We start from the raw sequence: 22,268 nt of genomic DNA, 5'->3' as shown, positions 1-22,268 counted from the left end.
ATATAAAAAGCTAGATTCTGCAAGTCTCTATGTGCGATTTATGCAAACTAGAATCTATATCCTGCTTTGCTGGATTCTTACATTTAATTTTATCAATATCGCTTGGGTGTTTTTTAGGGCAGAAAATCTACAAGGAGCGGTGAATTTATTACAGGGTATGTTTTTTGGAGAGGTAGTGTGGCTTAGGCTTATGGACTCTGGCACAGTTAGCACAAACTCTATCGAAGTGTGGGGCTGGATTTTCCTAGCGTTTATCCTAGCTCTAGGGTGTAAAAATAGCATAGCCCTAAGCGCGCATATCAGCAAGGTGCGCATTATTTTTGCCGGGGTAGGCTGCGCGATTTGCTTGCTAAAAATCATCGGCGATAGTGGTGCTAGCTCGCCGTTTTTATACTTTAATTTTTAGGAATTGTGGTGCGGCGTAAGGTTTGGCTGTTTTTCATCTCTGTGGTTGGGAGTATGGGGGTGTATTTTGGCGCGCTGGTGCTTGGCGTGGGCTATGGGCTGCCGCTGCTTAAAAATGCCGAAGTATGGCTTAAAGATGTCTATGCGATGAAAGATAGGCTAAATAGCGAGCCCACAGAGCTTAGGCGTGTGCTTATCTTTGGCGGCTCAAATGTGCTCTTTGGCTTTAATGGCGCGATGATAGAAGCAAACGCCAATGTCCGCTTTATCAACTACGGCACACACGCGGGACTGCCTATCAACTACCAAGTGGATAAAATCCTGCGCACAGCAAGGAGTGGGGACATTGTCTTCTACTCTCCTGTCTTTAGCGCGTTTTTCGCCGCAGAGCCTTATGAAGACTATTGGTATATCCAAAATATGATGTCTTGGGATAAGGAGTATGGCAAATTTATCACCAAAAAGCATAGAGCCCTAGCCTATCTCTACAACGATCCTATGCGGATATTTCAAAATCTAGCCAAAATCCTTGTGCGCTCTCTCCTTAAAGCCACAGAGCCAGCCACACCCAAAGCCAATGCCACCCCCACTAAAGCGTGGAGCAAAGATGGCTTGCAGATTCTACCTTGTGCGCAGGAGTTTTACGGATATAGCTATAAATCACTTAGTCCAAATGGCGATTTTTGCTCACAATATACCACTTCAAGCTTCGCGCCAAATGAGCACTATATCTATGATGGTGCTAAGGTTTCGGCGTTTTTTATCCAAGAGTTTGGACGCCTTAGAGACTTTGCCAAAGCACGCGGGATCACACTTTTCCTACTCTATCCTGTGAGTATGGAGAGCGCACTATTTAGTATCAAAGATAGTAAAACACAGAGCAAAATCACCCAGCTAGAATCCAGCCTAAAAGCGCAGGGCATTTACTTTGCAAACTCGTGGGAAGATGCACACTTTGAGAGAAAATACTTCTACGACACCGGCTATCATCTTAACAAGCACGGCGTAGAGCTGCACACCATAGCCTTTATCAAGCTACTGCGCTCCTTAGGGCTAGATTGATAGATTCTAGCTACTCTAGCGCGCGCTCCCATATCGTGCCTTCACTTGTATCACTAAGCACAATCCCCATAGATTCTAGCTCGGCGCGGATCGCATCAGCTCTGGCAAAATCACGCGCCTTTTTCGCCTGCGCGCGCTTATCAATTTGCTCTTGTATATGTGCTTTTTGCTCTTTAGTTAGCCCTTGTTGAAAATACTCCACACAATCCCCCCCGCCAATGCCAAGCAGCTCCCATACAAAATCAAGGCTTGCCAAAATCCTTAGCTTTAGCTCCTTGTCCTTTGGGGTAGAATCTAGGCTTGTGTTTGCGCTGTGGATCATATCTTCTAGCACGCTTAGGGCTTTTGAGATATTCAAATCATCGCGCATACTCTCTAAAACCTCATCGCAAAACTTGCACTCTAGCGCGATATTGCTCCCCTGCATAGCCGCCCTAGCTCCGCTTAGTCCGCCGCCAAAGCCACTTGCCACGCGCTGCTTTAGGCGGTAGATTTTATCGAGTCGCTTTTTTGCTAGGAGTAGATCTTCTTCATTGAAGTGCAAAACCGCGCGATAGTGCGTGCCTAGCAGATAGTTACGCACGACTTCGCCGCTATATTGCTTTAGCGCGTCTTTGATGTAAAAGCTATTGCCTAGGCTTTTGCTCATCTTTTGCCCATCGATATTGACAAAGCCATTATGCATCCAATACTTTGCAAGCTCCCTGCCTGTGGCACAGCGGCTCTGGCAGGCTTCGTTCTCGTGATGGGGGAAGAGCAGATCCGCACCGCCGCCGTGAATATCGATGGCAAATTCTTTGTCTTGGTAGGCTAGCACTTCTTCAATCATCGCTGAGCACTCTATATGCCAGCCCGGTCGCCCAAACCCCAGCACACTCTCATAGCCAAAGTCATCTGCTCCCTTGTAGCTCTTCCACAGCGCGAAGTCTCGCACATCGCGCTTTTGCTCATCATTATGGATTCTAGCTTGGCTCTCATCATCAACCCCGCGCCCTGAAATCTCCCCATATTTCACATCTTTTGGGACATTGAGATAAATATCGCCATTGGGGAGCTTATAGGCTATGTCCTTCTCTAAAAGCTTGGTGATAAGAGCTGCCATCGCGGAGAGATTTTCCGTAGCCTTTGGCATAATATCTGGGCGGCGCACAAGCAGGGCGTCCATATCGCGCAAGTATGCTTGGATATAAAACTCTGCGACTTCTGCGACACTTGTGCCAGAGTCTTTGGCTTTTTTGATGATTTTGTCATCAATATCGGTGAAGTTTTTTACAAACAGCACATCATAGCCGCTTGCCTTAAGCGTCCTACATAGCAAATCAAAGGCGATAGAGCTTCTAGCGTGCCCTAAGTGTGCATCATCATACACCGTGGGTCCGCAGACATAGATCCTAACCGCCTTGTCTTTTAGCGGGATAAACTCTAGCTTTTTCTTCACTCTTGTATCATAGATTTTCATCATTATCCTTGCTTAATGTGGAATTTGTATATAGTGTAGCCATAGTGCAAATAGCAAAACCTCGCACACAAGCATAAAGCCAAGCAATAGCGCGTAATTTCGCGCACAGATTATAGCCCAAAACTCCCCAAACCCAAACGCCCTAATAGTCAAAGCAAACAGCACAAACCCGCTCAAGCTCCCAGCAAGTGCTAGCCCAAACGCCCCCAAAAACTGCATAAGCACTAGGGAAAACACAACCCCCACAAGCAAGGAGATCGCAGAGATTTTCGCCGCTAGAGCCTGCTGGGAGCGCGAGTAGAGATAGAGAGAGAAAATCCTAGCGCAGCCAAAAGGCACAAGCCCCACCATATAGCCTGCAAACACCATAGCACACTTTAGCGTATCAGCGCGACTAAACTTCCCGTGCTCATAAAGTAGCCAGATGATCTGCTCCCTAAGCATAATCCCCCCAACCGCGCAAAAAAGCAGCATAAAGAGCAAAAACCAAAATGCCTTTTTCATCGCTATTAAGGCTTTTTGATGCTCGTTAGCTTTGATCGCCTTTGCCACCATAGGGAATAGTGCCGTAGAAATCGCAATGGCAAAGATGGCTAAAGGCAGCTGGAAAATGCGATTAGCATAGTAGAGATAAGAAATCGCCCCACTCGCCAAAAATGACGCCAAAATCGTGTCAATAAAGCTAGCAATTTGCGCTGTAGAGCTACCAAGCATAGCTGGCAAAAACTGCTTGAAAAACGCGCGAAGCTCGGTTTTAATAGTGCTAGCTAGCTTTGCGGCTTTGGGCGTTGGCTTTTTGCTTGATTCTGGCGTTGGCTTTTGGGCTAAAAATGGCGATTGCTGCGGCGAGTCGGCGGTTACATACGCTCTAGTATGCGCCCTTGACTCGCCTTGCAAAGCCCCATTTTTATCACCAAAATCCTGCCGCCTAACTGCGTTTTGAGAAAACACACTTTGGGCGTTGCTAGAATCCGCGTTTTGATTATGGATCGCCACGCCGCTCTGCGCGGCTCGCGATGACGACTCTAGCGCAGTTTGTTTGTCTGCAAGGACTCTAGCTTTTTCACTCTGCTTTTGGCTTTCTTCCATAAGGATTCTAGGAATTGCGGTGGGGCTGTGGGAGCTTTGCGGATTTTCTAAAGAAACTTCGCTTCGCTCGTTTTGGGGAAGGTTAGCGAACTTGGCGTTCGTGCCTTTCACAAAATCCGCAACACTGCCGCATTGCTCACCCAAGACCGAATCCCTCCCGCTAGAATCTAACTTTTTGCCAAACAGCACCCTAGTAACCCCAGCCACACGCAGCTCCCCCACCCCACACACAAACAGCCTCATAAACCCAAGCTTATACAGCGGATAAATATGCAGGGCAATTTGCGCCACACCGCCAGCTAGCACACCATAGCTAGCGATATACACGATTTGCAGCTCATCACTCCCCCTAGCAAAAAGCAGTGCGCAAATCATCGCGATATTGAGCAATGCTGTGTTATACGCGCTCACCCAGAAATGCTGCTTATACTGCAAAAGCGTGCTAAAAAATGTAACCAAAAACACCAAAAACAAATACCAAAAATGGATAGCCACAATCGGGCTTGCAAGCTTGATTAGCTCATCATCAAAGCCTAGAGCCAACACTTTAGTAAATGCTCCGCTAAAAGCCACCACAAGCAGGCTAAAGCCTATAAGAGCGCAAGAAAAGAGCAGAAGCACCAGCACACTAAATGCACCCTTTTTACTACTTGCAATGAAGCTTGGCAGGAAGCTTTGCGTAAATGCCCCCTCGCCAAAGATCCTGCGAAAAAGATTAGGGAACTTAAATGCGACAAAAAATATATCGCTATACACCCCAGCTCCCAAGATATTTGCCATACTCAAATCCCGCAAAAACCCAAACACCCTAGAGCATAAAATCCCGCTACTATTTGTCAAAAACGCCTTTTTAAGCACTAATAATCCTTACAAACAAATCACATAGCATAAAGCCTAGATTCTAGCCAAAAGAAGTTTGATATATTATAATAAGCGTGTGTAATTAGCCTATAAGTTTCATAGCTACTATCAATGGATACGAAGGATTTGCGTGGAGTTTGCGCCATTTCTCCTACTAGATACAGATAACCCTCTAGAATCCTTGCAAAGCGAGTGCCAAAAGCGTGCGATTTCTATGGATAGCGTGCAATGTCTCTTGCAAAAGCACCATATCACCCTAAGCGATCCAAATCTCCCTAGCCACGCGCTTTTAGACGATAAGCTATATCATAACAATCGCTTTACAATCTGCCAGAGCTGCGATATTCTCGTGCGCCCAAAGCTTATTGATAGCACTTATACACTCACACTCTCGCCAGATAAAGACAAGGTATTTATGCGCTGCCTTGATAGCTTCCTAGCCCTTGATGAAATGGAGCAAGAGCTATACGCGCAAGTGGGCGCAGATCTAGCGATGCTAGGGGTGATTTTACGCGATATACAGAGCCTACACGCGCGCTTGCAAGAGCTTTTGCAAGCTATAAAGAGTAAGCCAAAAATGCGCGAGCAAGAATTTTGCATTATGGAGAGTAGTGTTTATGTCCCACCAAAGCCTATGCGCTTCCGCTTTCTCCCGCAAGAGAGCTACCAAGCCTTGCACCAAGCACAAGCGCGAAGCTTTTTTAGCGATGAGAGTATCCCACCACCTAGCAAGATTGAAGAAGCATTTTATGGCGTAGATTCTGGCGAGCTTGTGGGGGTGTATGAGTTTGGCGATGGTGGAGTAGCTGGGCGCAATCTCCTAGGAGAATACTGCACGCCAAGTAGCGCAAAGCAGCGCATAATCCCAAGCGAACAAGAGCATATCACCCATAAAGCCTACGATGATAGGATAGAATACTTCAGCCAAGTCCAAGGCTTCATCGCCTTGCATAATCAATTCACCGCCCCTTTTGCCAAAAAGAGCCACAACACAGGCGAGCAGGCGGATATTTTTTGCTTCTACACGCTGCCAAGCTCCCCGCTAAAATCCACCCAAACCCCGCCCCTACTAGGCGGGATACAAGCCCACATCACACTTAGCATAGAATCTAGCGACAGCAGTATCGATGCGCTAGGCGATGGCGTGTATATCGAGGCGGAGCATATAGAAATTAGCGGTGATCTAGGGAGCAGCACTACCATTAAAGCAAGGCATTTAGTCATCAATGGCGCGACACACAAAAGCTCTAAAATCCTAGCCCAAAATGCCAAGATCCTAACCCACAGGGGGCTTTTGATCACCCAAGATTGCACGATTAAAAATGTAGATTCTGGCACAATCTATGCTAAGAGTGCTAGAATCCAAGAGGCTAGGGCTAGTAGCATTTATGCAAAGTCGATCCACATAGATCGCCTGCGCTCTGCCAACTCCTGCCACTTTAGCACACAGCTCCAAGTCCAAGAAATCCCCAAAAGCCACGGCGATGACAATGCCCTAATCTTTAGCCTACTAGGCTCTAGCGATTATCGCGACTATCTCTACAATGCTAGAGCCTACCACCGCGATAAGTCCCAAACCCTAGCACGCATAGATTCTACCCTAAATGCCCTGCTCCCTAAGCTTAGTAGCGCGCAAGTCTTTTTGCAAAAGCTCCAAGGCTTTACCAAAGAGCAGCAAGCAATCGCGCTAAAAGAAGCCAAATTCTCCCAAACTTATGCAGAGTCCTTGCTTCTTATCAAGCTCTACAAAGCCACCCTAGCGCGCAAAAACGCCTTGCAAAAATCCTTACACACCCTAGCGCACACCACAATCCCAGCCCTACAAGCTAGGCTTGCAAATGCGCGGCTTTGTATCGGCAATGTGCTAGGCTTTGAAAACTACGCGCATATACAAAAGCTAGAGCTGGGTCCTAGCGAGCTAATGAGCGAATCTCTCTTGCTTGAGTATAATAAACGCGCTGTAATCACTATCGCGAAAGTCAAAGAGCCTAGCGGGCAAGCAAGCACGCCAAATGCGCAAGCTAGCCTAGAATCTAGCGCGAGCTTAGATTCTAGCTCTTTAGATTCTAGCGCGAACCACACCCCACTAATCCACTTAAAGGTAGAGCAATGATCTGCGGTCTAATTGGCACAATCCACAAGCTAGAGCCTATGCGTGTAGAGCTCAATGTCCAAGGCGTGATTTACGCCATTGCTATCAGCGTGCAAACAAGCGCGCATTTGCGTATCAAGCTAGAATCTAGCCTAGATTCTAGTGCTATCCACCTACACACCACACATATCATTAGAGAAGATATGCAAGCCCTCTTTGGCTTTGTGGATACTTTAGAGCAAGAGACTTTTGAGCGACTGCTGAAAATCAATGGCGTAGGCAGCAAGGTTGCCCTTGCAATCCTTAGCACCTTTAGCGCGCAAAAATTCCTAGAAATCATCGCTAGCAAGGATATTAAGCTACTGCAAAAAGTGCCCGGAGTGGGCGCAAAAAGTGCGGGTAAGATTCTGCTAGATTTAGCGGGCTTTTGCGAGCAAGTGCTAGAATCTAGCAAGCCCCAAACCCACATAGCAAGTAAGCACGACATCACTAGCGCGCTAGAAGCCCTAGGCTATAAGGCAAGCGAGATTAGGCAAGTGCTACCAAATATCACAGCTACCGATACACAAAGTGCGATCAAAGAAGCCTTGCGCTTACTTGCACGCTAATGTATAATAGCCGCCAACCAAGCTAAGGAGAGAGTATGCAACACAACACACCCACAAACACACCGCCCAAATGGAGCTCATTTGATACGCGCTGGATGTTATCACTTTTTGGCACGGCAGTAGGTGCTGGGATCTTGTATCTGCCCATTAAGGCTGGAGGCGGGGGCTTTTGGCCCGTGGTGGTAATGTGCTTTGTCATTTTTCCTATGGTGTATTTGAGCCACAGAGCATTAAGCCGCTTTGTCTGCCAAGCAAATGGTAATGACAAAGACATCACCCACGCCGCAGAAGAATACTTTGGACGCAATGTAAGCGTGTTTATCTCTATTTTGTATTTCTTTGCGATTTTCCCTATTTGCTTGGCGTATTGTGTAGGGATCACCAACACATTTGAAAGCTTTATTTATAATCAGCTTTTGCCCCTGCTAGATTCTAATGGTGGATTAGCCGCATTTATCAGCTCTATCTATACTACCGAGCTTAATGAGCGAGGCACACAGGTGGCGAGCTTGCTGCCATTATGGCGGGCGATTTTGGTATTTTTAGGTGTAAGTGCGTTTATGCTTATTATGCTCTTTAGCGAAGAGTTTATCACCAAAGTGTGTGAATGGCTTGTGTATCCGCTATGTGCGATACTTTTCATCTTTTCACTCTATCTTATCCCACATTGGAATCTAGATAGCTTAAGCGAAGTGCCAAATATCAAAGAGTTTTTGACAATCGTATGGCTTACCCTGCCTGTGCTTGTCTTTAGCTTTAATCACTCTCCGGCGATTTCTACATTTTCTTTAAGTGTGAAGCGAACTTATAAGGAGCATTCCGTAGCAAAGGCAAATCAGATTCTATTGCGCACAGCGACTATGCTTTTAATCTTTGTGATGTTTTTTGTCTTTTCTTGTGTGCTGTGTCTAAGCCCGGCAGAGCTTGCAGAAGCTAGGGCGCAAAATATCCCTGTGCTCTCCTACTTTGCTAATAAGCTTGATAATCCTTTCATCTCTTATGGTGGTCCTTTGATAGCGTTTTTGGCGATTTCTAGCTCGTTTTTTGGGCATTATTTTGGGGCGCGTGAAGGAGCGTATGGAATCGTGCGTAAATGCTGCAAAATCGCGGGGAATGAAAATCCAAACCTTAAAGTTATAGCCGTAGTTTGCACAAGCGTAATGTATGTGGTAATGCTTCTTGTAGCGTATATCAATCCTAGTGTGCTTGGCTTTATAGAAGACTTAGGCGGTCCAATCATCGCAGCAATTCTTTTCCTTATGCCAATCATCGCTATTTATAGCGTGTCAAAAATGAAGCAGTTTAAAAACCCAGCCCTAGATGCCTTTGTGTTTATCACAGGGCTTTTGACAATCTTCACCGTGGCTTATAAGCTCATAGGGTAGCGCGTGAGTGAATCTAGTGTAAGCGATCTTGCTATGAGCAATCTTGGCATTTGCAAAATCGGCGTAGGTCCTTCATCATCGCACACGCTAGGACCGCTGATTGCTGGCAATAGATTTTGCGAGCAAATTGCCCCCAAGCTAGAATCCATCTCTAAGCTTACTATCACGCTCTATGGCTCGCTCTCACTCACAGGCAGGGGGCATTTGAGTGATAAAGCGATTTTATGGGGGCTAGAAAACTTGCAGGCAAAGACCCTTACCAAAGATCTCCAAGCCGCCACGCTCACACGCGTCTATGACACAAAGCAGCTTAATCTCTGCGGAGCAAAGCTTATAGATTTTGATAGCAGCAGCGACATCATCTTTAGCGATGAGTTTTTACCCCAGCACGAAAATGCCCTACGCATAGAAGCTTACAACGCACAAGGGGCAAAAGTGGATTCTAGCACTTACTTCTCTATCGGCGGGGGCTTTGTCAAAAGTGCGCAAGAGCTAGAATCTAGCCAAGAAGAAAAAGTGGATTCTAGCCTTTGGCAGATAGAAAACGCCACCAAAGCCCTCTACCTCTGCGATGAGAAGTCCTGCGATTTAGCCGCGCTCTCACTAGAGTATGAGCTGCAGTTCCGCGATGAGAGAAGCATTAAAACCTACTGCCTTGAAGTGTGGGAGTGTATGCAAGAAGCCTACAAGCAAGGCACGCACCCAAGTGAGACCTATCTCCCGGGCAAGCTGCATTTAAAACGCCGCGCGAAGGGCTTGTTTGAGCGCGTGCATACCACAAGCGATCCGCTGGGGATCATTGACTTTATCTCGCTCTATGCCATAGCCATAGCTGAAGAGAATGCCAGCGGCGCGCGTGTGGTAACAGCCCCTACAAATGGTGCTTGCGCGGTGATCCCAGCAGTGATGCTCTATCTAAAAAACCACACCATAGGCTTTAGTGATGACAAAGCCATAGAATTTCTGCTAACAGCTATGCTTATAGGCTCTTTCATTAAGAAAAATGCCAGCATAAGTGGCGCGGAAGCAGGCTGCCAAGCAGAGATCGGCTCGGCTAGCTCTATGGCAGCAGGTGCTATGGCTACCATACTAGGCGCAGACCCTAGGAAAGCTTGCAATGCCGCGGAGATGGCTATGGAGCACCACTTAGGGCTTACTTGCGACCCTGTGGGCGGGCTTGTGCAAATCCCTTGCATAGAGCGCAATGCCTTTGGCGCGATCAAGGCGATTTCTGCTGCTAGAATGGCAATGACACGCAAAAGCACCCCCATAGTCAGCCTAGATGAAGTGATAAAGACAATGTATCAAACCGGCAAAGATATGAATGCCAAATACCGCGAAACCGCCCTAGGTGGTCTAGCCAAGACGCTCTCAAGCGTTTGCTAGCCACCCCACACATAAGGAGATCCAATGAGCCAAGAGCCACAATCTTTCAAATCCCGCCTTAAAGAGAGCATTAAGCATAATCCCATCTACACAAGAGCGATCCGCCCACTGCGCGTGAAGCTAAATACCCTCATAGAATCTAGGCTCACAGATGAGGAATACTTCCTGCGCCGACATAAAAAGATCTTTGGCTACACGCCAGACTTCCGCAATCCCAAGACCTTTAATGAGAAGATTATCCACCGCATTTTGTTTGACAGAAGCCCTGTTTATACCGCGCTAGCCGATAAGCTAAAGGCTAGGATCTACATCGCTGCCACACTCTACCCACTCTATGAAAACGCGATAAGGGGGGGGGCAGAGTGTAACGCAAGCCTAGATTCTAGCTTAGATTCTAGCGCACAACCCACCATACAAGCCCTAGCTAAGACCAATCTCCTAGAGCCTAGCTCCCCACTCTTTGCCCCCATCGATACGCTAGAATCCACCCTTTTTGCCACCAATATCTGCCCCTATTTGCCTAAGCTCTATGGGATTTACAAAAGCTTTGATGAGATAGACTTCGCCCACCTGCCCCAAGCCTTTGCGATAAAGACCAATCACGACTGCGGTGGCGTGGTGCTTGTGCCAAATAAGCAGGAGTTTTTGAGCGATCAAGCACGCTTTGAAGATGCTAGGAGCAAAATCCAGCAGCATCTAGCCACCAATTTCTACACCCTTTTCCGCGAGTGGCACTATAAAGACATTGAGCCGCGCGTGTTTATCGAAGAGCTTTTAGGAGCTTCTAGCCCCGCAAACACCGCGCCTAATGCAGAATCTATCGCAGACTCCAGCGCAAAAACATTTGAAAATAACGATTTTCATAACAAAATTGCCCAAAACCTAGAATCCTATAAAGCCCCAATAGACTATAAATGCCATACTTTTGGGGATAAAATAAGTCACATTACTGCCATTTTGGATAAATTTACCAACCAAACAGAAATTGCTATGGATACAAATTGGCGAAAAATGCCTTTTGATTTTGAAAAAAGAGCAAGCAATCCTCCAGCCAAGCCGCATAATCTCGCGCTTATAATCAATATCGCCCAATCACTTGCTAGCCCCTTTTCCTATGTGCGCGTGGATTTGTATCTCATTGATAATACCGCTATCGTAGGTGAGCTGACTTTCACGCCCACAGGTGGGACAGAAAAATTCACCCCAAATGAGTGGGATAGAAAATTAGGCGACTTGTGGAGATAGGGCAATAAGTAAAGGCAAGGGGCAAAAGCAGAGAAGGCAAAGCTAGAATCTAGCCTTTAAACAGCTCGCTATGCGAGCCTACTTCTACGCAAGTGAGTATAAGGGCGTTGCGATTTTTGGCATAGATGAGTAGCAAATCTGGCTTGATATGGCACTCGCGGAAGCCCTTTAGCTCGCCTGTGAGTTTATGATCTCTGTGCTTTGGCTCTAGGCTCTCCCCACTTGCAAGCGTGTAAATCACGCCATCAAGCAAATCTCTATCATCTTGGCTTAGTTTCTTGCGCTGTTTTTTGTATTTGGCAGTAGTGTGGATTTCAAACATCTAAGAATCCATAGCCTTTTTGTAGCTTGCAAAGTCTTTAAACTTCTCTACCCTGCCATTTTTCACAGCTCTCACACTGCGCAAAAGCTCTTCGCTTGGCTCTTTTTGTATGGTGAGCTTGACATTTGCTAGCTTGGCTAGGCTTTTTAGGGCGTTGGTGAAGTCTTTGCTGGCATTTTTGGCGGTGATGTGGATAGTCATTGTCGCTCCTTTGTTTTGGTGGATTATACACTAGAATCTATAAGTGATTGGATAGATTTCCCCCACCTTGCAAATAACGATTTTCATAACAAAATTGCCCAGCAAAAGGGCTTAGATTCTAGCTCTGCAAAGGTGGATTCTAGGTATGTAGCGGATTCTACCTCGCCCCAGCCCCTAGAATCCACCTTTGCCTACAAAGCCCCTGATGATTATAAGTTCCATTGCTTTGGGGATAGGGTGTTTTCTGAAACGATTATCGATCGCGGGAGCAATACGCGCTGCACATTTTTTGATGAAAGCTGGAATCCGCTTGAAGTAAAGATCACCTACGATTTTGCGCAAAGAGCGATAGAGAAACCAAGCGTGCTGCCTCTAATGCTTGAGATAAGCAAGCGACTTTTTGATGATTTGGGATATTTGCGCTGCGATTTTTACTTGCAAGAAAATAGGATTTTACACATAGGCGAGCTGACTTTCACGCCCGGTGGCGGAGTGCTACCAATCTCGCCTAGGGAGTTTGATAAGGCTTTGGGGGAGTTTTGGGAGATAGCGCGCTAGTGCCATAAATCGCCTAATTTTTTATCCCACTCATTTGGGGTAAAATGTCCTGTGCCGCCCTCTGGAGTCATCGTAAGCTCGCCCACAATAATCGCCCCACAAATACTATACAAATCCACGCGCACGAAACTACAACTTTTGCTTAGTAGTCTAGCTATATCAAGCATAGTGGGGAGATTTTGCGGCTTTGTTGGGGTGGTGCTTGGCAGCGGGTAGTAATACACCACTTCTAGTGCATTCCACTCTGTATCAAACATTGTGCGTGTGTGGCTAGTGAATCGCTCTGTATCGACTTGGATAAAGATTTGCCCCCCAAAGCAATGGAACTTATAATCATCAGGGGCTTTGTAGGCAAAGGTGGATTCTAGGGGCTGGGGCGAGGTAGAATCCGCTACATACCTAGAATCCACCTTTGCAGAGCTAGAATCTAAGCCCTTTTGCTGGGCAATTTTGTTATGAAAATCGTTATTTGCAAGGTGGGGGAAATCTATCCAATCACTTATAGATTCTAGTGTATAATCCACCAAAACAAAGGAGCGACAATGACTATCATCGTAGAGAATGTCAAAGAAGAGTTTCTGCCAAGTATGAAAGCATTTACAAAGGCGATCAACGCCAAGTGCAAGGTGGAGAAGCCTGCGTGCCACAAGCTTAGTGAGTCAAAGGCTATGCGACAGATTGCAAACGACTTTGCCGCGATGCCTAAAGAGCAGCAAGATCGCTTGCGCGATGAGCTAGAAACTTTAGTAAATGGGCAGGGCTATGCAGATTCTACTAACAAATAAAGCGGAAAAGTTCCTAGCTAAGCAGTATAAGGGCGATCCACACGGGATACACTTGGTGCGGCTTTTCATCGATACGCATTTGCAAGAGTCTCCAAACCCAACGACCCTGCCCAACTGCGCGAAACTTCAGGGGCGGTATAAATCTATGGGCAATCTTTGGCGGTGGCGTGTGGGGAAATACCGCATAATAGGCGATGTCAAATCTCAGCAGCTCACACTTGAGATTATCGAAATCACCACGAGAGAAAACGCATATTAAACCATAGTGCGCGACTTGGCGTTACTAAACCTGCAAAAACTTAAAGCTTAGGTCTCTTTTTAAAAATCATTCCCCACCTTGCAAATAACGATTTTCATAACAAAATTGCCCAAAACCTAGAATCCTATAAAGCCCCAACAGACTATAAATGCCATATGTTTAATGGCACATTGAGTCATATAGATGCAATTATTGATAAATTCACCAATCAAACTGAAATCGCTATGAGTCCCACTTGGGAGAAAATGCCCTTTGACTATGACAAAAAAGCCACGCATATCCCACCAAAGCCACATAATTTAGCCTTAATGCAAAAAATAGCCACAGCACTCGCTGGCAAGTTTTCTTATGTGCGGGTTGATTTATACGAAATTGATAAGCAAATTATCGTGGGTGAGATTACTTTCACGCCCACAGGTGGCACGGATAGATTCTCGCCTAAGCAGTGGGATAGGAATTTAGGGGATTTGTGGGTCTAATCACGCGTGCATTTTCCAGCGATCGCCAAGGATATGATCCCACTCTTGTGGGCTAAATTTATCTGTCCCGCAAGCAGGGGTAAATGTCATCTCTCCAAAAAATATCGCAGAATCTATCTCATACAAATCCACACGCACATACGCAAAAGGCTGCGATAATAGCGAAGCGATTTGCTTCATAGTGGGTAGGTCTTTTGGCGGTGGCGGGAGTGCGGTAGCTCTTTTTTCATAGTCAAATGGGAGCTTTTGCCACTGCTCATCTAGGGCGATTTCTTCTTGATGGACAAACCGCCCTCTAATCACTTCTATATGACTCAATGTGCCATTAAATATGTGGCATTTATAGTCTATTGGGGCTTTATAGGATTCTAGGTTTTGGGCAATTTTGTTATGAAAATCGTTATTTGCAAGGTGGGGGTAGAAAGCTACTCGCTAAAAGCTCCGTAGCGCATAATCTTATCATAGCGTTTTTGTAAATAGTCTTTGTCTTTTAGAATCTCGCTTAAGCTCGCTAGGAAATACTCTTTAATCGCTTGTGCCGCACTCTCTCTATCTCTATGTGCCCCACTTAGTGGCTCTGGGATAATATCATCGATCAGCTGGGCTTTTTTCAGCTCATCAGGGGTGATTTTCATCGCCTTTGTCGCGGACTCGATTTTAGCAGGGTCATTCCACAAAATCGCCGCACAACCCTCGGGAGAAATCACGCTAAAGATAGAATACTGCATCATAGCAAGCCTATCAGCCACAGCGATAGCAAGCGCGCCACCACTGCCCCCCTCACCTATGACGACAGAAATCGTAGGCGTGCGCAAAGCTGCAAACTCTTGGAGATTCTTTGCGATAGCTTCACTCTGCCCCCGCTCTTCTGCGCCGATCCCCGGATACGCGCCAGCAGTATCAACAAGCATAAGTATAGGGAGTTTAAACTTCTCTGCAAGCTTTGCGGCTTTGAGTGCCTTGCGATAGCCCTCTGGGTTTGGCATACCAAAATTTCTAGTGATTTTGTTCTTTGTGCCCCTGCCCTTTTCTTCGCCAATGACCAGCACAGGCTGCTCATCAATCTTGCCTATCATACACACGATCGCTTTATCATCGCGGAAATGCCTATCCCCGCAAATCTCATACGCATCTTTGAGAAGTAGCTCGATATAATCAAGCGCGTAAGGTCGATCTGGGTGGCGGGCAAGCTGGAGCTTTTGGTAGTCGCTCATATTGCCATAAACTTTTTTAAGCTCTTTTTCTAAGTCTTTTTGCAAAATCTCTTTAGCCGCAGTATCTCCGCGCATAGAAGCTAGCTCAATGTCATCTTGAATACTCTTAAGCTGTTTTTCAAAATCTAAACAAGTCGCCATTGCCACTCCATTCTACGCACTTCTGCCCTTATGCGCTCGCTAAATCTTCTTAAAGATAATCACGCCATTAGTGCCGCCAAAGCCGAATGAATTGCTCATCACGGCGTTGATTTGTGCATTTCTAGCAGTATTTGGAATATAGTCAAGATCACATTCTGGGTCGCTATGCTCTTGGTTAATCGTAGGGGGGAGAACGCCAGCTCGCATAGCCATTATAGAAATCACCGCTTCAATCGCCCCAGCAGCACCTAAGCAGTGCCCGATCTGTCCCTTTGTCGAGCTAACAGGCGGGACATTATCTTTCCCACCAAAGACCTTCTTCAGTGCCATTGTCTCAAAAAGATCATTATACGCCGTGCTAGTGCCGTGTGCATTGACATAATCTACCTTAACATCTGCCATAGCAAGCGCGGCTTTCATCGCACGCGCGGCACCCTCGCCCTCTGGAGCAGGCGTGGTGATATGGTTAGCATCACCGCTCTCACCAAATCCGGCAACTTCTGCATATATTGTCGCTCCGCGCGCTTTGGCGTGCTCATACTCTTCCAAAACAAGCGCACCAGCACCCTCACCCATAACAAACCCGCTGCGGTCCTTATCAAATGGGCGAGAAGCCTTCTGCGGCTCATCATTGCGCTCAGATAGTGCTTTCATCGCGGCAAAGCCCCCAATGCCCACAGGGCAAATGGTCGATTCTGCGCCGATGACTAGCATCGCATCTGCGCCATTTAGCATAATTGTCTTGGCTGCTTCTATGATAGCGTGTGTGCCGGCTGCACAAGCAGTAACACTAGCAAGATTTGGACCCCTAATGCCAAACTCTATGGAAGTAAAACCACCTAGCATATTCACAAGCGCACTTGGTATGAAAAATGGCGTGATTCTCCTAGGTCCCTTGTCAAAGCAAGTGATAGAGTTTTTTTCAATATTTATCAAGCCGCCAATCCCAGCACCAGAGCTCACGCCAAAGCGATCGCCAAGCTCTTCAGCGCAACGCCCATCGCTCCCTAGCAAGCCACTATCACTCATCGCTTCTTTGCTAGCTTTGAGTCCTAGCTGGATAAATCTATCCGCTTTTTTCACATCTTTTGGACTTAGGACTTCCTCGGGATTAAAGCCCACAATCTCCCCTGCTATAGAGACAGGGAAGTCGCTAGCATCAAAGGAAGCTATTTTCTTTATGCCGCATTTGCCCTCAACAATCGCAGAAAAAGAATCCTCCCTATTGAGTCCAACTGCGTTAATCATACCAATGCCCGTAACGACTACACGACGCATATCACTCCTTCATCATCAAACTTCCACGCAAGATCCCACAGACCCTGCAAGCTCCGCGGCATAAGTCATAGAAAGACGCTAGCCGCGCGCAAAATGGCTATTTATTTGCTTCGATAAATGCTACGACATCGCCGACTTTTTGGATTTTGTTTGCTTCTTCATCTGGGATATTTACGCCAAACTTCTCTTCAAGTGCCATAATAAGCTCTACAACATCAAGAGAATCTGCATTAAGATCTTTTACAAACTCTGCCTCTGGGGTAACTTTATCTGCTTCTACACTAAGCTCTTTTACGATTACTTCCTTGATCTCATCAAACAATGCCATACGATACTCCTTACAAGTGTGTTTAGAATTTGGGATTCTAACAAAAAAATTTTAGAAATTACCTTAAATATATATTACATATACAAGCCGCCATTGACCTTAAGCACTTCGCCTGTGATATAGCTCGCACCATCACTTAGTAGAAATGCCACCGCTTCAGCTACCTCAGCACTCTGCCCCAAACGCCCTAGTGGTATGGTCTTTTGATACTGCTCTTTTACTTCTTGGCTTAGAGCTTCTGTCATATCTGTTTGGATAAAGCCCGGAGTAATGCAATTAAAGCGCACATTGCGTGCAGCTCCCTCATAGGCGAAGCTCTTACTCATAGCGATCACACCGCCCTTGCTTGCAGCGTAGTTTGTCTGCCCCATATTCCCACGCTCGCCCACGATAGAAGCGATATTGACCACCGCGCCAAATCGTTGCTTACTCATAAGCTTTAGCCCTTCTCGGCAGCCGATAAAGCAAGAGAGTAGATTTGCATCAAGCACCTTTGTAAAATCCTCTGTCTTCATACGCAAAGCAAGCTTGTCGTTGGTGATACCAGCATTATTGACAATATAGCTTAGCTCGCCATCACTTTGCACAATCGCTTGAAGCCCACGCACAAAGGCTTCTTCATCGGTTACATCAAACTCCACGACCGCTGCCTTGCCGCCACTGGATTCTATCTCGGCTTTGAGTGCGTCAGCAATTTCTGGCTTGGAGCGGTAGTTGATCCACACCTTTAGCCCATAGCCTGCTAGCACTCTAGCAATCTCTGCGCCAATCCCACGCGATGCGCCTGTAACTAAAACATTTTTCCCACTAAATTTCATACAACGCTCCTATCAATAAAATAAGCCCACATACTAGCGAAAATTTGTAACGCGCATTTATTGCGTAAGCTACACAAGCTCTATGCCTACTTGTGGGTTTAGGATAATAAGCTTTCGCGCAAGCAAATCGCTCAATGCGCGCTTTAAAGCCTTTTTGCTCATACCAAGCAAAGCAAAAGTGGATTCTGGGCTAGAGTCATAATGCACCGCGAGCTTGCCGCCATTATCGCGCAGCACTTGCAGAAGCTTTGCCGCACTCTCATCAGCGCGATCGCGCTTATGCAGCACGAGATCAAGCTTGCCATCTTTGCGGACATTATGGATAAACGCGCTAGACTCTAGCCCAAGCCCAAGCCCCATCGCCGCTAAAGTGGATTCTGGGCTTTTTTGTTTATCACGCACGCTTTGGGGCAGATACACTAGCCCATAGTAGCGAGAATCCACCACCACGCTCACACCTAGATCGCTCACAGAAAAAGGCAGTATAGAGACCTTTTTGCCCCGCGCATAGCCCTTGGTGCGATAGGGTAGGAGATGAGATTGTATGTCCTTTTTGGCGATGAGTCGGCTAGATTTATCAAGTGTGATATACACCGCCACACGAGAATCTAGCGGATACTTTGCAGGGGTTTTACTAGGCATAAAGATGTCTTTATCAAGCCCCAAGTCTAAAAACACGCCATTGCCAGCATAGCTCACCACGCGTAGAAATGCCACTTCACCACACTGGGCTAAAGGCATTTGAGTTGTAGCCACGGGGCGATCAAGCGAATCTGTATAGACAAAGGCTAGCACTTTATCGCCGATCTTTGCTTGCGCGGGGCAGAATTTCTTGGGCAGTAGCACTTCATAGAGCGCGGGTGTCGTGGCTTTTAGCTTTGGTGATTTGGTGGAATCTAGCCTTTGATAAGCACTAGAATCTAGCCCTTTGCATACTTTAGATTCTAGTGTTTCACGCGCGCTAGATTCTAGTGTGAGATATGCGCCGTGCGGGCTTAGGCGCGCAATTTGCAGGCGATTTATCTGCCCTATGGTTATGCCTAGATTCTTAGGTTTATGCTTTTTTTGGGGAGATGTATTAAATGTGGCAGGCATTATTGTAGCAAGGACTTTGCCATTGTGGAGATCCTGCGCCCATCGGCGACATCGCTTAAGCTCTTGGCTTCTTGCATTACCTTGCCCAAATCTTTTAGCCCGCTAGCTTGCACGCGCGCGATAATCTCTTCTAGTCTTTGGCGCAGCTGCTCATCACTAAGCTGGGTGGGCAAATAGCGTAAAATCACTTCCATTTCTTTGCTCTCTTGCTCATACAAATCCGCTCGCCCTGCTTGCTTATAGGCTTGCGCCGCGTCCTCTCGCTGCTTATACGCGCTTTTTAAAATCTTTAGCACAGCATTATCATCAAGGCTAGATCGCGTATCGACTTCGACTTGCTTAATCGCAGCATTAAGCAGCCGCACACAATCGCGCAAAAATGTATCCCCACTTTTCATCGCTTCTTTTAAATCCGCCTGTAACCGCTCTTTGATACTCATCATCACTCCTTCTCAATTATGGTGCAATACTTGCAAATGCGTGCAAATGCGTGGAAGTATAGCAAATCTAACTAGTTTAAATGATTGAACTGGATTCTAGCTCTTTACAAAATCTATAAACACAATATGTGTTTAATAGTAACACTCTGCAAAAAAATCGATAAAATTATCAAACACATATTGTGTTTATAGAAAAATTAGCCTATTATTCCACCAAATATGACTTAAGGAGAACCTATGAGTAAAACGGACAAGCAAATTAGCTTCAACGCCTTTGAGATGAATTGTATTTCGCATTTAAGTCCGGGGCTGTGGCGGTATCCAAACGATCAAGCCCTAAAATATAAAGACATTGAATATTGGCAGAATATCGCACAAATCGCTGAAAAGGGGCTGTTTGATGCGGTGTTTATCGCTGATGTTTTGGGCGTGTATGATGTGTATGGGGGCAATGATTGTGGGGCGTTAAAGACTGCCCTGCAAGTGCCTGTCAATGACCCCACACAGCTTGCAGTCATTGGTGCGGCGGTTACTAAGCACATAGGCTTTGGGGTAACCGCTGGCGTGCCTTTTGAGCATCCCTATCCCTTTGCTAGACGCCTTAGCACGCTAGATCATCTCACAAAGGGGCGAGTCGGCTGGAATATCGTTACAGGCTATCTGCCAAGTGCGAATAAAAATATGGGCTCAAGTGAGCTGCCCCACGATGAACGCTACGATGTGGCTGATGAATATATGGAAGTGATTTATAAGCTTTTAGAGGGTAGCTGGGAAGATTCTGCGGTGATTTTAGATAGGGAGAGTGGGGACTTTGCCGATCCAAATAAAATCCATCACATAGGACATCACGGCAAATATTTTGATGTCCCGGGTATTCATCTGTGTGAGCCAAGTATCCAAAGAACCCCTGTGCTATTCCAAGCGGGGAATTCTCCGCGTGGTAGGCAGTTTGCCGCTACTCACGCAGAGGCTATTTTCATAGCCCCACCTACAAAGGAATACGCTAAAATCGCCGTCAAACAAGTGCGAGATGCTTTGATACAAGCCGGACGCGATCCATATAGTGCGAAAATCTACATTCTAGCTACAATCATCACTGATGAGAGTGAGAATCTAGCACAGGCTAAATATAATGACTTACTTAGTTATTCTAGCAAGGAAGGCTCTTTAGTGATAAATTCTGGTTGGCTAGGCGTAGATTTAAGCCGCTATGACTTAGAAGATCCATTAAGCAACATTAAATCAAACGCCATAGTCGCACAAGTAGAAGCCTTGAGTAACTCCACGACAGAATCTGGCAAGGAGTGGCGACTAAAAGACTTGCTAAAACTCACAGGGCTAGGCTGTCAAGGACCAAAGTTTGTAGGCTCACCTACGCAAGTTTGCGATATTTTACAAGAAGTGATCGCATATAGCGATGCTGATGGCTTTAATCTAGCCTACGCGACAACGCCCGGGAGCTTTGAAGATGTGGTGCGATTTATCGTGCCAGAGCTTCAAAATCGCGGCGTGTATAAGCAAGAATACACGCAAGGCTCACTGCGGCATAAACTCTTTGGCAAGGGCGATAGGCTAGATTCCACACATATCGCTTCACGCTATCGTGTGGGCGGGGCAAAAAGCACAATCAATGATTATGCGAACACAGGGCGATTTAAACACAATAAGGAGCAAGACTATGTTATATGATTCACAGGGCATTTACATAATCCACGAAAATCCCGAGTGGATACCGCCTTTTAAGGAGGCGTTTGATAGGGCTGGGGTGAGTTTTAGCGAAATCCTTCTCACACAAGGGGGGATCACTCTAGATTCTATCCCACCAAATGGGGTGTTTTGGAGTAGGCTTAGTGCCTCAAGTCATACGCGTGATAATGCCTTTTCTAAGGAATATGGTCGTGCGTTGTTAGCGTGGCTAGAAAGCTATGGGCGTTGCGTGATAAATGGCAGCTCTGTGCTAGAGCTTGAAGTCAGCAAGGTTAAACAGGCTTTGCTTTTAGAATCCTTTTTTAAGTCTCAAGGCGTGGATTTTAAAACGCCACAAACACTTGCGGTATTTGGGAAAACTGATTTAATCAATGCGGCAAGTAGTTTTACCAAAAAGCTAGACAACAAGCCCTTTATCACAAAGCATAATCAAGGTGGCAAGGGCTTAGGTGTAAGGCTTTTTGAAAATATAGAAGAGTTTAGAGACTATGTGGATTCTAGCGAATTTGAGCTGCCAATTGATGGCATTACGCTATTGCAAGAGTATGTAGAATCTAGGGAAGCTTTTATCACGCGATGTGAGTTTATCGGCGGGAAGTTTCACTATGCGGTGCGAGTGGATACGAGTAATGGAGCTTTTGAGCTATGCCCGGCTGATGCGTGTCAAATAGATTCTTTAGATTCTAAAGCGGATTCTAGTAGGGATTCTAAGTCGGCGGATTCTAAAGCAGAATCTACAAAGCGACCTGCTCTTGCTGGGGCGGCGTGTGAAGTGGGAGCTGGGGATAAGTTTAGTCTGCGGAAAGAGATAGATTCTAAAAGTCCTATTGTGCGGTGTTTAGAGCAGTTTTTAGCAGCGCATAATATCGCTGTGGCGGGGATTGAGTTTATTGAGAGTGTGAGTGGGGATATTGTGGTCTATGATATAAACACAAACACAAACTACAACTCTACACTAGAATCTAAGATTAGAGAGAGTGGCGGCGTGGCAGCGGCGGATAGACTTGTGAGTTTTTTAAAAGAGCAGTTTGACAAACAATAAAGGAGCGTA

24 protein-coding genes and 2 pseudogenes are annotated in these 22,268 nt (G+C 46.2%); 13 read left to right on the top strand and 13 right to left on the bottom strand.

From position 1 onward, the window contains the following. Both F4V45_RS09915 and F4V45_RS04430 read left to right on the top strand, forming a co-directional pair. Positions 1 to 406 (top strand): annotated as a pseudogene (locus F4V45_RS09915) (MBOAT family O-acyltransferase); the annotation flags it as partial. Between the two features lie 8 nt (positions 407 to 414). Beyond that, on the top strand, positions 415 to 1,467 hold the full coding sequence (locus tag F4V45_RS04430) for a hypothetical protein (protein ID WP_150337238.1): 1,053 nt from the start codon (positions 415 to 417) through the stop codon (positions 1,465 to 1,467). Between the two features lie 10 nt (positions 1,468 to 1,477). On the opposite strand, the gene cysS is transcribed toward F4V45_RS04430, so the two are convergent. The 3 genes and pseudogenes from cysS to F4V45_RS10040 form a co-directional block, all read right to left on the bottom strand. Further along, a complete protein-coding gene (gene cysS, locus F4V45_RS04425) occupies positions 1,478 to 2,926 on the bottom strand; it encodes a cysteine--tRNA ligase (protein WP_170235172.1) in 1,449 nt (482 codons plus the stop codon). Between the two features lie 12 nt (positions 2,927 to 2,938). Further along, positions 2,939 to 4,258, bottom strand: a complete 1,320-nt coding sequence (locus F4V45_RS10000) for a lipid II flippase MurJ (protein ID WP_150337249.1) — start codon at positions 4,256 to 4,258, stop codon at positions 2,939 to 2,941. Continuing rightward, positions 4,235 to 4,873, bottom strand: a pseudogene (locus tag F4V45_RS10040) (lipid II flippase MurJ); the annotation flags it as partial. The gene F4V45_RS10000 and the pseudogene F4V45_RS10040, both read right to left, overlap by 24 nt. 133 nt (positions 4,874 to 5,006) lie before the next feature. Here F4V45_RS10040 and F4V45_RS04415 point away from each other — a divergent pair. Genes F4V45_RS04415 through F4V45_RS04395 form a run of 5 tightly spaced genes read left to right on the top strand, consistent with a single transcriptional unit; the run spans position 5,007 to position 11,592 of the window. Beyond that, positions 5,007 to 6,989 carry a hypothetical protein gene (locus tag F4V45_RS04415; protein ID WP_150337236.1) on the top strand — a complete coding sequence of 661 codons (1,983 nt, stop codon included), beginning with the start codon at positions 5,007 to 5,009 and terminating at the stop codon, positions 6,987 to 6,989. Then, positions 6,986 to 7,576: a Holliday junction branch migration protein RuvA gene (gene ruvA, locus F4V45_RS04410; protein ID WP_150337235.1), complete on the top strand. Its 591-nt coding sequence runs from the start codon at positions 6,986 to 6,988 to the stop codon at positions 7,574 to 7,576. Before F4V45_RS04415 ends, ruvA begins: the two co-directional genes overlap by 4 nt. A gap of 35 nt (positions 7,577 to 7,611) precedes the next feature. Beyond that, positions 7,612 to 8,961 carry an aromatic amino acid transport family protein gene (locus tag F4V45_RS04405; protein ID WP_150337234.1) on the top strand — a complete coding sequence of 450 codons (1,350 nt, stop codon included), beginning with the start codon at positions 7,612 to 7,614 and terminating at the stop codon, positions 8,959 to 8,961. Positions 8,962 to 8,994: 33 nt separating this feature from the next. Next, the gene (locus F4V45_RS04400) at positions 8,995 to 10,347 is read left to right on the top strand and encodes an L-serine ammonia-lyase (protein WP_150337248.1); all 1,353 of its coding nucleotides are present in this window, start codon (positions 8,995 to 8,997) and stop codon (positions 10,345 to 10,347) included. Positions 10,348 to 10,371: 24 nt separating this feature from the next. After that, complete coding sequence (locus tag F4V45_RS04395) at positions 10,372 to 11,592, top strand: ATP-grasp fold amidoligase family protein (protein WP_246145043.1); 1,221 nt, start codon at positions 10,372 to 10,374, stop codon at positions 11,590 to 11,592. 49 nt (positions 11,593 to 11,641) lie between these two features. Here the strand turns inward: F4V45_RS04395 and F4V45_RS04390 are convergent, their stop codons facing one another. Next, positions 11,642 to 11,914, bottom strand: coding sequence for a type II toxin-antitoxin system RelE/ParE family toxin (locus tag F4V45_RS04390; protein WP_150337233.1), 273 nt, complete (start codon positions 11,912 to 11,914; stop codon positions 11,642 to 11,644). Continuing rightward, the gene (locus tag F4V45_RS04385; protein WP_150337232.1) at positions 11,915 to 12,115 is read right to left on the bottom strand and encodes a hypothetical protein; all 201 of its coding nucleotides are present in this window, start codon (positions 12,113 to 12,115) and stop codon (positions 11,915 to 11,917) included. On the opposite strand from F4V45_RS04385, the gene F4V45_RS04380 reads away from it, so the two are divergent. Continuing rightward, positions 12,104 to 12,673 (top strand): ATP-grasp fold amidoligase family protein, encoded by a 570-nt coding sequence (locus F4V45_RS04380; RefSeq protein WP_170235169.1) that lies wholly within the window; start codon positions 12,104 to 12,106, stop codon positions 12,671 to 12,673. The genes F4V45_RS04385 and F4V45_RS04380 overlap by 12 nt on opposite strands. Here F4V45_RS04380 and F4V45_RS04375 read toward each other — a convergent pair. Then, positions 12,670 to 13,197: an ATP-grasp fold amidoligase family protein gene (locus tag F4V45_RS04375; RefSeq protein ID WP_170235168.1), complete on the bottom strand. Its 528-nt coding sequence runs from the start codon at positions 13,195 to 13,197 to the stop codon at positions 12,670 to 12,672. The genes F4V45_RS04380 and F4V45_RS04375 overlap by 4 nt on opposite strands. A gap of 18 nt (positions 13,198 to 13,215) precedes the next feature. Here F4V45_RS04375 and F4V45_RS09425 point away from each other — a divergent pair, with 18 nt between their 5' ends. From F4V45_RS09425 to F4V45_RS04365, 3 genes are all read left to right on the top strand, one after another. Continuing rightward, positions 13,216 to 13,458, top strand: coding sequence for a hypothetical protein (locus F4V45_RS09425; protein WP_170235167.1), 243 nt, complete (start codon positions 13,216 to 13,218; stop codon positions 13,456 to 13,458). Continuing rightward, positions 13,436 to 13,717 (top strand): type II toxin-antitoxin system RelE family toxin, encoded by a 282-nt coding sequence (locus F4V45_RS04370; protein WP_150337229.1) that lies wholly within the window; start codon positions 13,436 to 13,438, stop codon positions 13,715 to 13,717. Before F4V45_RS09425 ends, F4V45_RS04370 begins: the two co-directional genes overlap by 23 nt. 65 nt (positions 13,718 to 13,782) lie before the next feature. Further along, on the top strand, positions 13,783 to 14,196 hold the full coding sequence (locus tag F4V45_RS04365) for an ATP-grasp fold amidoligase family protein (protein WP_342779751.1): 414 nt from the start codon (positions 13,783 to 13,785) through the stop codon (positions 14,194 to 14,196). Here the strand turns inward: F4V45_RS04365 and F4V45_RS04360 are convergent, their stop codons facing one another. From F4V45_RS04360 to F4V45_RS04330, 7 genes are all read right to left on the bottom strand, one after another. Beyond that, positions 14,197 to 14,547, bottom strand: coding sequence for an ATP-grasp fold amidoligase family protein (locus tag F4V45_RS04360; protein ID WP_281292475.1), 351 nt, complete (start codon positions 14,545 to 14,547; stop codon positions 14,197 to 14,199). 74 nt (positions 14,548 to 14,621) lie between these two features. Continuing rightward, positions 14,622 to 15,551, bottom strand: coding sequence for an acetyl-CoA carboxylase carboxyl transferase subunit alpha (gene accA / locus F4V45_RS04355; RefSeq protein ID WP_023929803.1), 930 nt, complete (start codon positions 15,549 to 15,551; stop codon positions 14,622 to 14,624). A 39-nt stretch (positions 15,552 to 15,590) separates the two neighbouring features. After that, on the bottom strand, positions 15,591 to 16,829 hold the full coding sequence (locus tag F4V45_RS04350; protein ID WP_150337226.1) for a beta-ketoacyl-ACP synthase II: 1,239 nt from the start codon (positions 16,827 to 16,829) through the stop codon (positions 15,591 to 15,593). Positions 16,830 to 16,926: 97 nt separating this feature from the next. Next, entirely contained in the window at positions 16,927 to 17,157 is a 231-nt protein-coding gene (gene acpP, locus F4V45_RS04345; RefSeq protein WP_023929801.1) for an acyl carrier protein, read from the bottom strand. A gap of 74 nt (positions 17,158 to 17,231) precedes the next feature. Then, positions 17,232 to 17,975, bottom strand: coding sequence for a 3-oxoacyl-ACP reductase FabG (fabG, locus tag F4V45_RS04340; RefSeq protein WP_150337225.1), 744 nt, complete (start codon positions 17,973 to 17,975; stop codon positions 17,232 to 17,234). A gap of 69 nt (positions 17,976 to 18,044) precedes the next feature. Next, positions 18,045 to 19,070 carry a S1-like domain-containing RNA-binding protein gene (locus F4V45_RS04335; protein ID WP_150337224.1) on the bottom strand — a complete coding sequence of 342 codons (1,026 nt, stop codon included), beginning with the start codon at positions 19,068 to 19,070 and terminating at the stop codon, positions 18,045 to 18,047. Then, positions 19,070 to 19,513, bottom strand: a complete 444-nt coding sequence (locus F4V45_RS04330; RefSeq protein ID WP_246145041.1) for a GatB/YqeY domain-containing protein — start codon at positions 19,511 to 19,513, stop codon at positions 19,070 to 19,072. The genes F4V45_RS04335 and F4V45_RS04330 overlap by 1 nt, the downstream gene beginning before the upstream one ends. A gap of 234 nt (positions 19,514 to 19,747) precedes the next feature. Here F4V45_RS04330 and F4V45_RS04325 point away from each other — a divergent pair, with 234 nt between their 5' ends. Then, the gene (locus tag F4V45_RS04325; protein ID WP_150337223.1) at positions 19,748 to 21,199 is read left to right on the top strand and encodes an LLM class flavin-dependent oxidoreductase; all 1,452 of its coding nucleotides are present in this window, start codon (positions 19,748 to 19,750) and stop codon (positions 21,197 to 21,199) included. Then, positions 21,189 to 22,259 carry an ATP-grasp domain-containing protein gene (locus F4V45_RS04320; protein WP_150337222.1) on the top strand — a complete coding sequence of 357 codons (1,071 nt, stop codon included), beginning with the start codon at positions 21,189 to 21,191 and terminating at the stop codon, positions 22,257 to 22,259. The genes F4V45_RS04325 and F4V45_RS04320 overlap by 11 nt, the downstream gene beginning before the upstream one ends. The last annotated feature ends 9 nt before the right edge of the window (positions 22,260 to 22,268 follow it).

It is taken from the genome of Helicobacter canis (assembly GCF_008693005.1).
Lineage (GTDB): Bacteria > Campylobacterota > Campylobacteria > Campylobacterales > Helicobacteraceae > Helicobacter_B > Helicobacter_B canis.
The sequence above is the reverse complement of the archived record's forward strand: the minus strand, read 5'-3'. Positions and strand labels throughout refer to the sequence as shown.

Coding starts and splice junctions, on each gene's coding strand:
- F4V45_RS09425 (WP_170235167.1), top strand. CDS start 13,216: ATGACTATCATCGTAGAGAATGTCAAAGAAGAGTTTCTGCCAAGTATG.
- F4V45_RS04395 (WP_246145043.1), top strand. CDS start 10,372: ATGAGCCAAGAGCCACAATCTTTCAAATCCCGCCTTAAAGAGAGCATT.
- F4V45_RS04385 (WP_150337232.1), bottom strand. CDS start 12,115: ATGACTATCCACATCACCGCCAAAAATGCCAGCAAAGACTTCACCAAC.
- fabG (WP_150337225.1), bottom strand. CDS start 17,975: ATGAAATTTAGTGGGAAAAATGTTTTAGTTACAGGCGCATCGCGTGGG.
- accA (WP_023929803.1), bottom strand. CDS start 15,551: ATGGCGACTTGTTTAGATTTTGAAAAACAGCTTAAGAGTATTCAAGAT.
- F4V45_RS10000 (WP_150337249.1), bottom strand. CDS start 4,258: ATGAGGCTGTTTGTGTGTGGGGTGGGGGAGCTGCGTGTGGCTGGGGTT.
- F4V45_RS04370 (WP_150337229.1), top strand. CDS start 13,436: ATGCAGATTCTACTAACAAATAAAGCGGAAAAGTTCCTAGCTAAGCAG.
- F4V45_RS04335 (WP_150337224.1), bottom strand. CDS start 19,070: ATGCCTGCCACATTTAATACATCTCCCCAAAAAAAGCATAAACCTAAG.
- F4V45_RS04330 (WP_246145041.1), bottom strand. CDS start 19,513: ATGATGAGTATCAAAGAGCGGTTACAGGCGGATTTAAAAGAAGCGATG.
- F4V45_RS04325 (WP_150337223.1), top strand. CDS start 19,748: ATGAGTAAAACGGACAAGCAAATTAGCTTCAACGCCTTTGAGATGAAT.
- F4V45_RS04400 (WP_150337248.1), top strand. CDS start 8,995: ATGAGCAATCTTGGCATTTGCAAAATCGGCGTAGGTCCTTCATCATCG.
- F4V45_RS04405 (WP_150337234.1), top strand. CDS start 7,612: ATGCAACACAACACACCCACAAACACACCGCCCAAATGGAGCTCATTT.
- F4V45_RS04350 (WP_150337226.1), bottom strand. CDS start 16,829: ATGCGTCGTGTAGTCGTTACGGGCATTGGTATGATTAACGCAGTTGGA.
- F4V45_RS04390 (WP_150337233.1), bottom strand. CDS start 11,914: ATGTTTGAAATCCACACTACTGCCAAATACAAAAAACAGCGCAAGAAA.
- acpP (WP_023929801.1), bottom strand. CDS start 17,157: ATGGCATTGTTTGATGAGATCAAGGAAGTAATCGTAAAAGAGCTTAGT.
- ruvA (WP_150337235.1), top strand. CDS start 6,986: ATGATCTGCGGTCTAATTGGCACAATCCACAAGCTAGAGCCTATGCGT.
- cysS (WP_170235172.1), bottom strand. CDS start 2,926: ATGAAAATCTATGATACAAGAGTGAAGAAAAAGCTAGAGTTTATCCCG.
- F4V45_RS04320 (WP_150337222.1), top strand. CDS start 21,189: ATGTTATATGATTCACAGGGCATTTACATAATCCACGAAAATCCCGAG.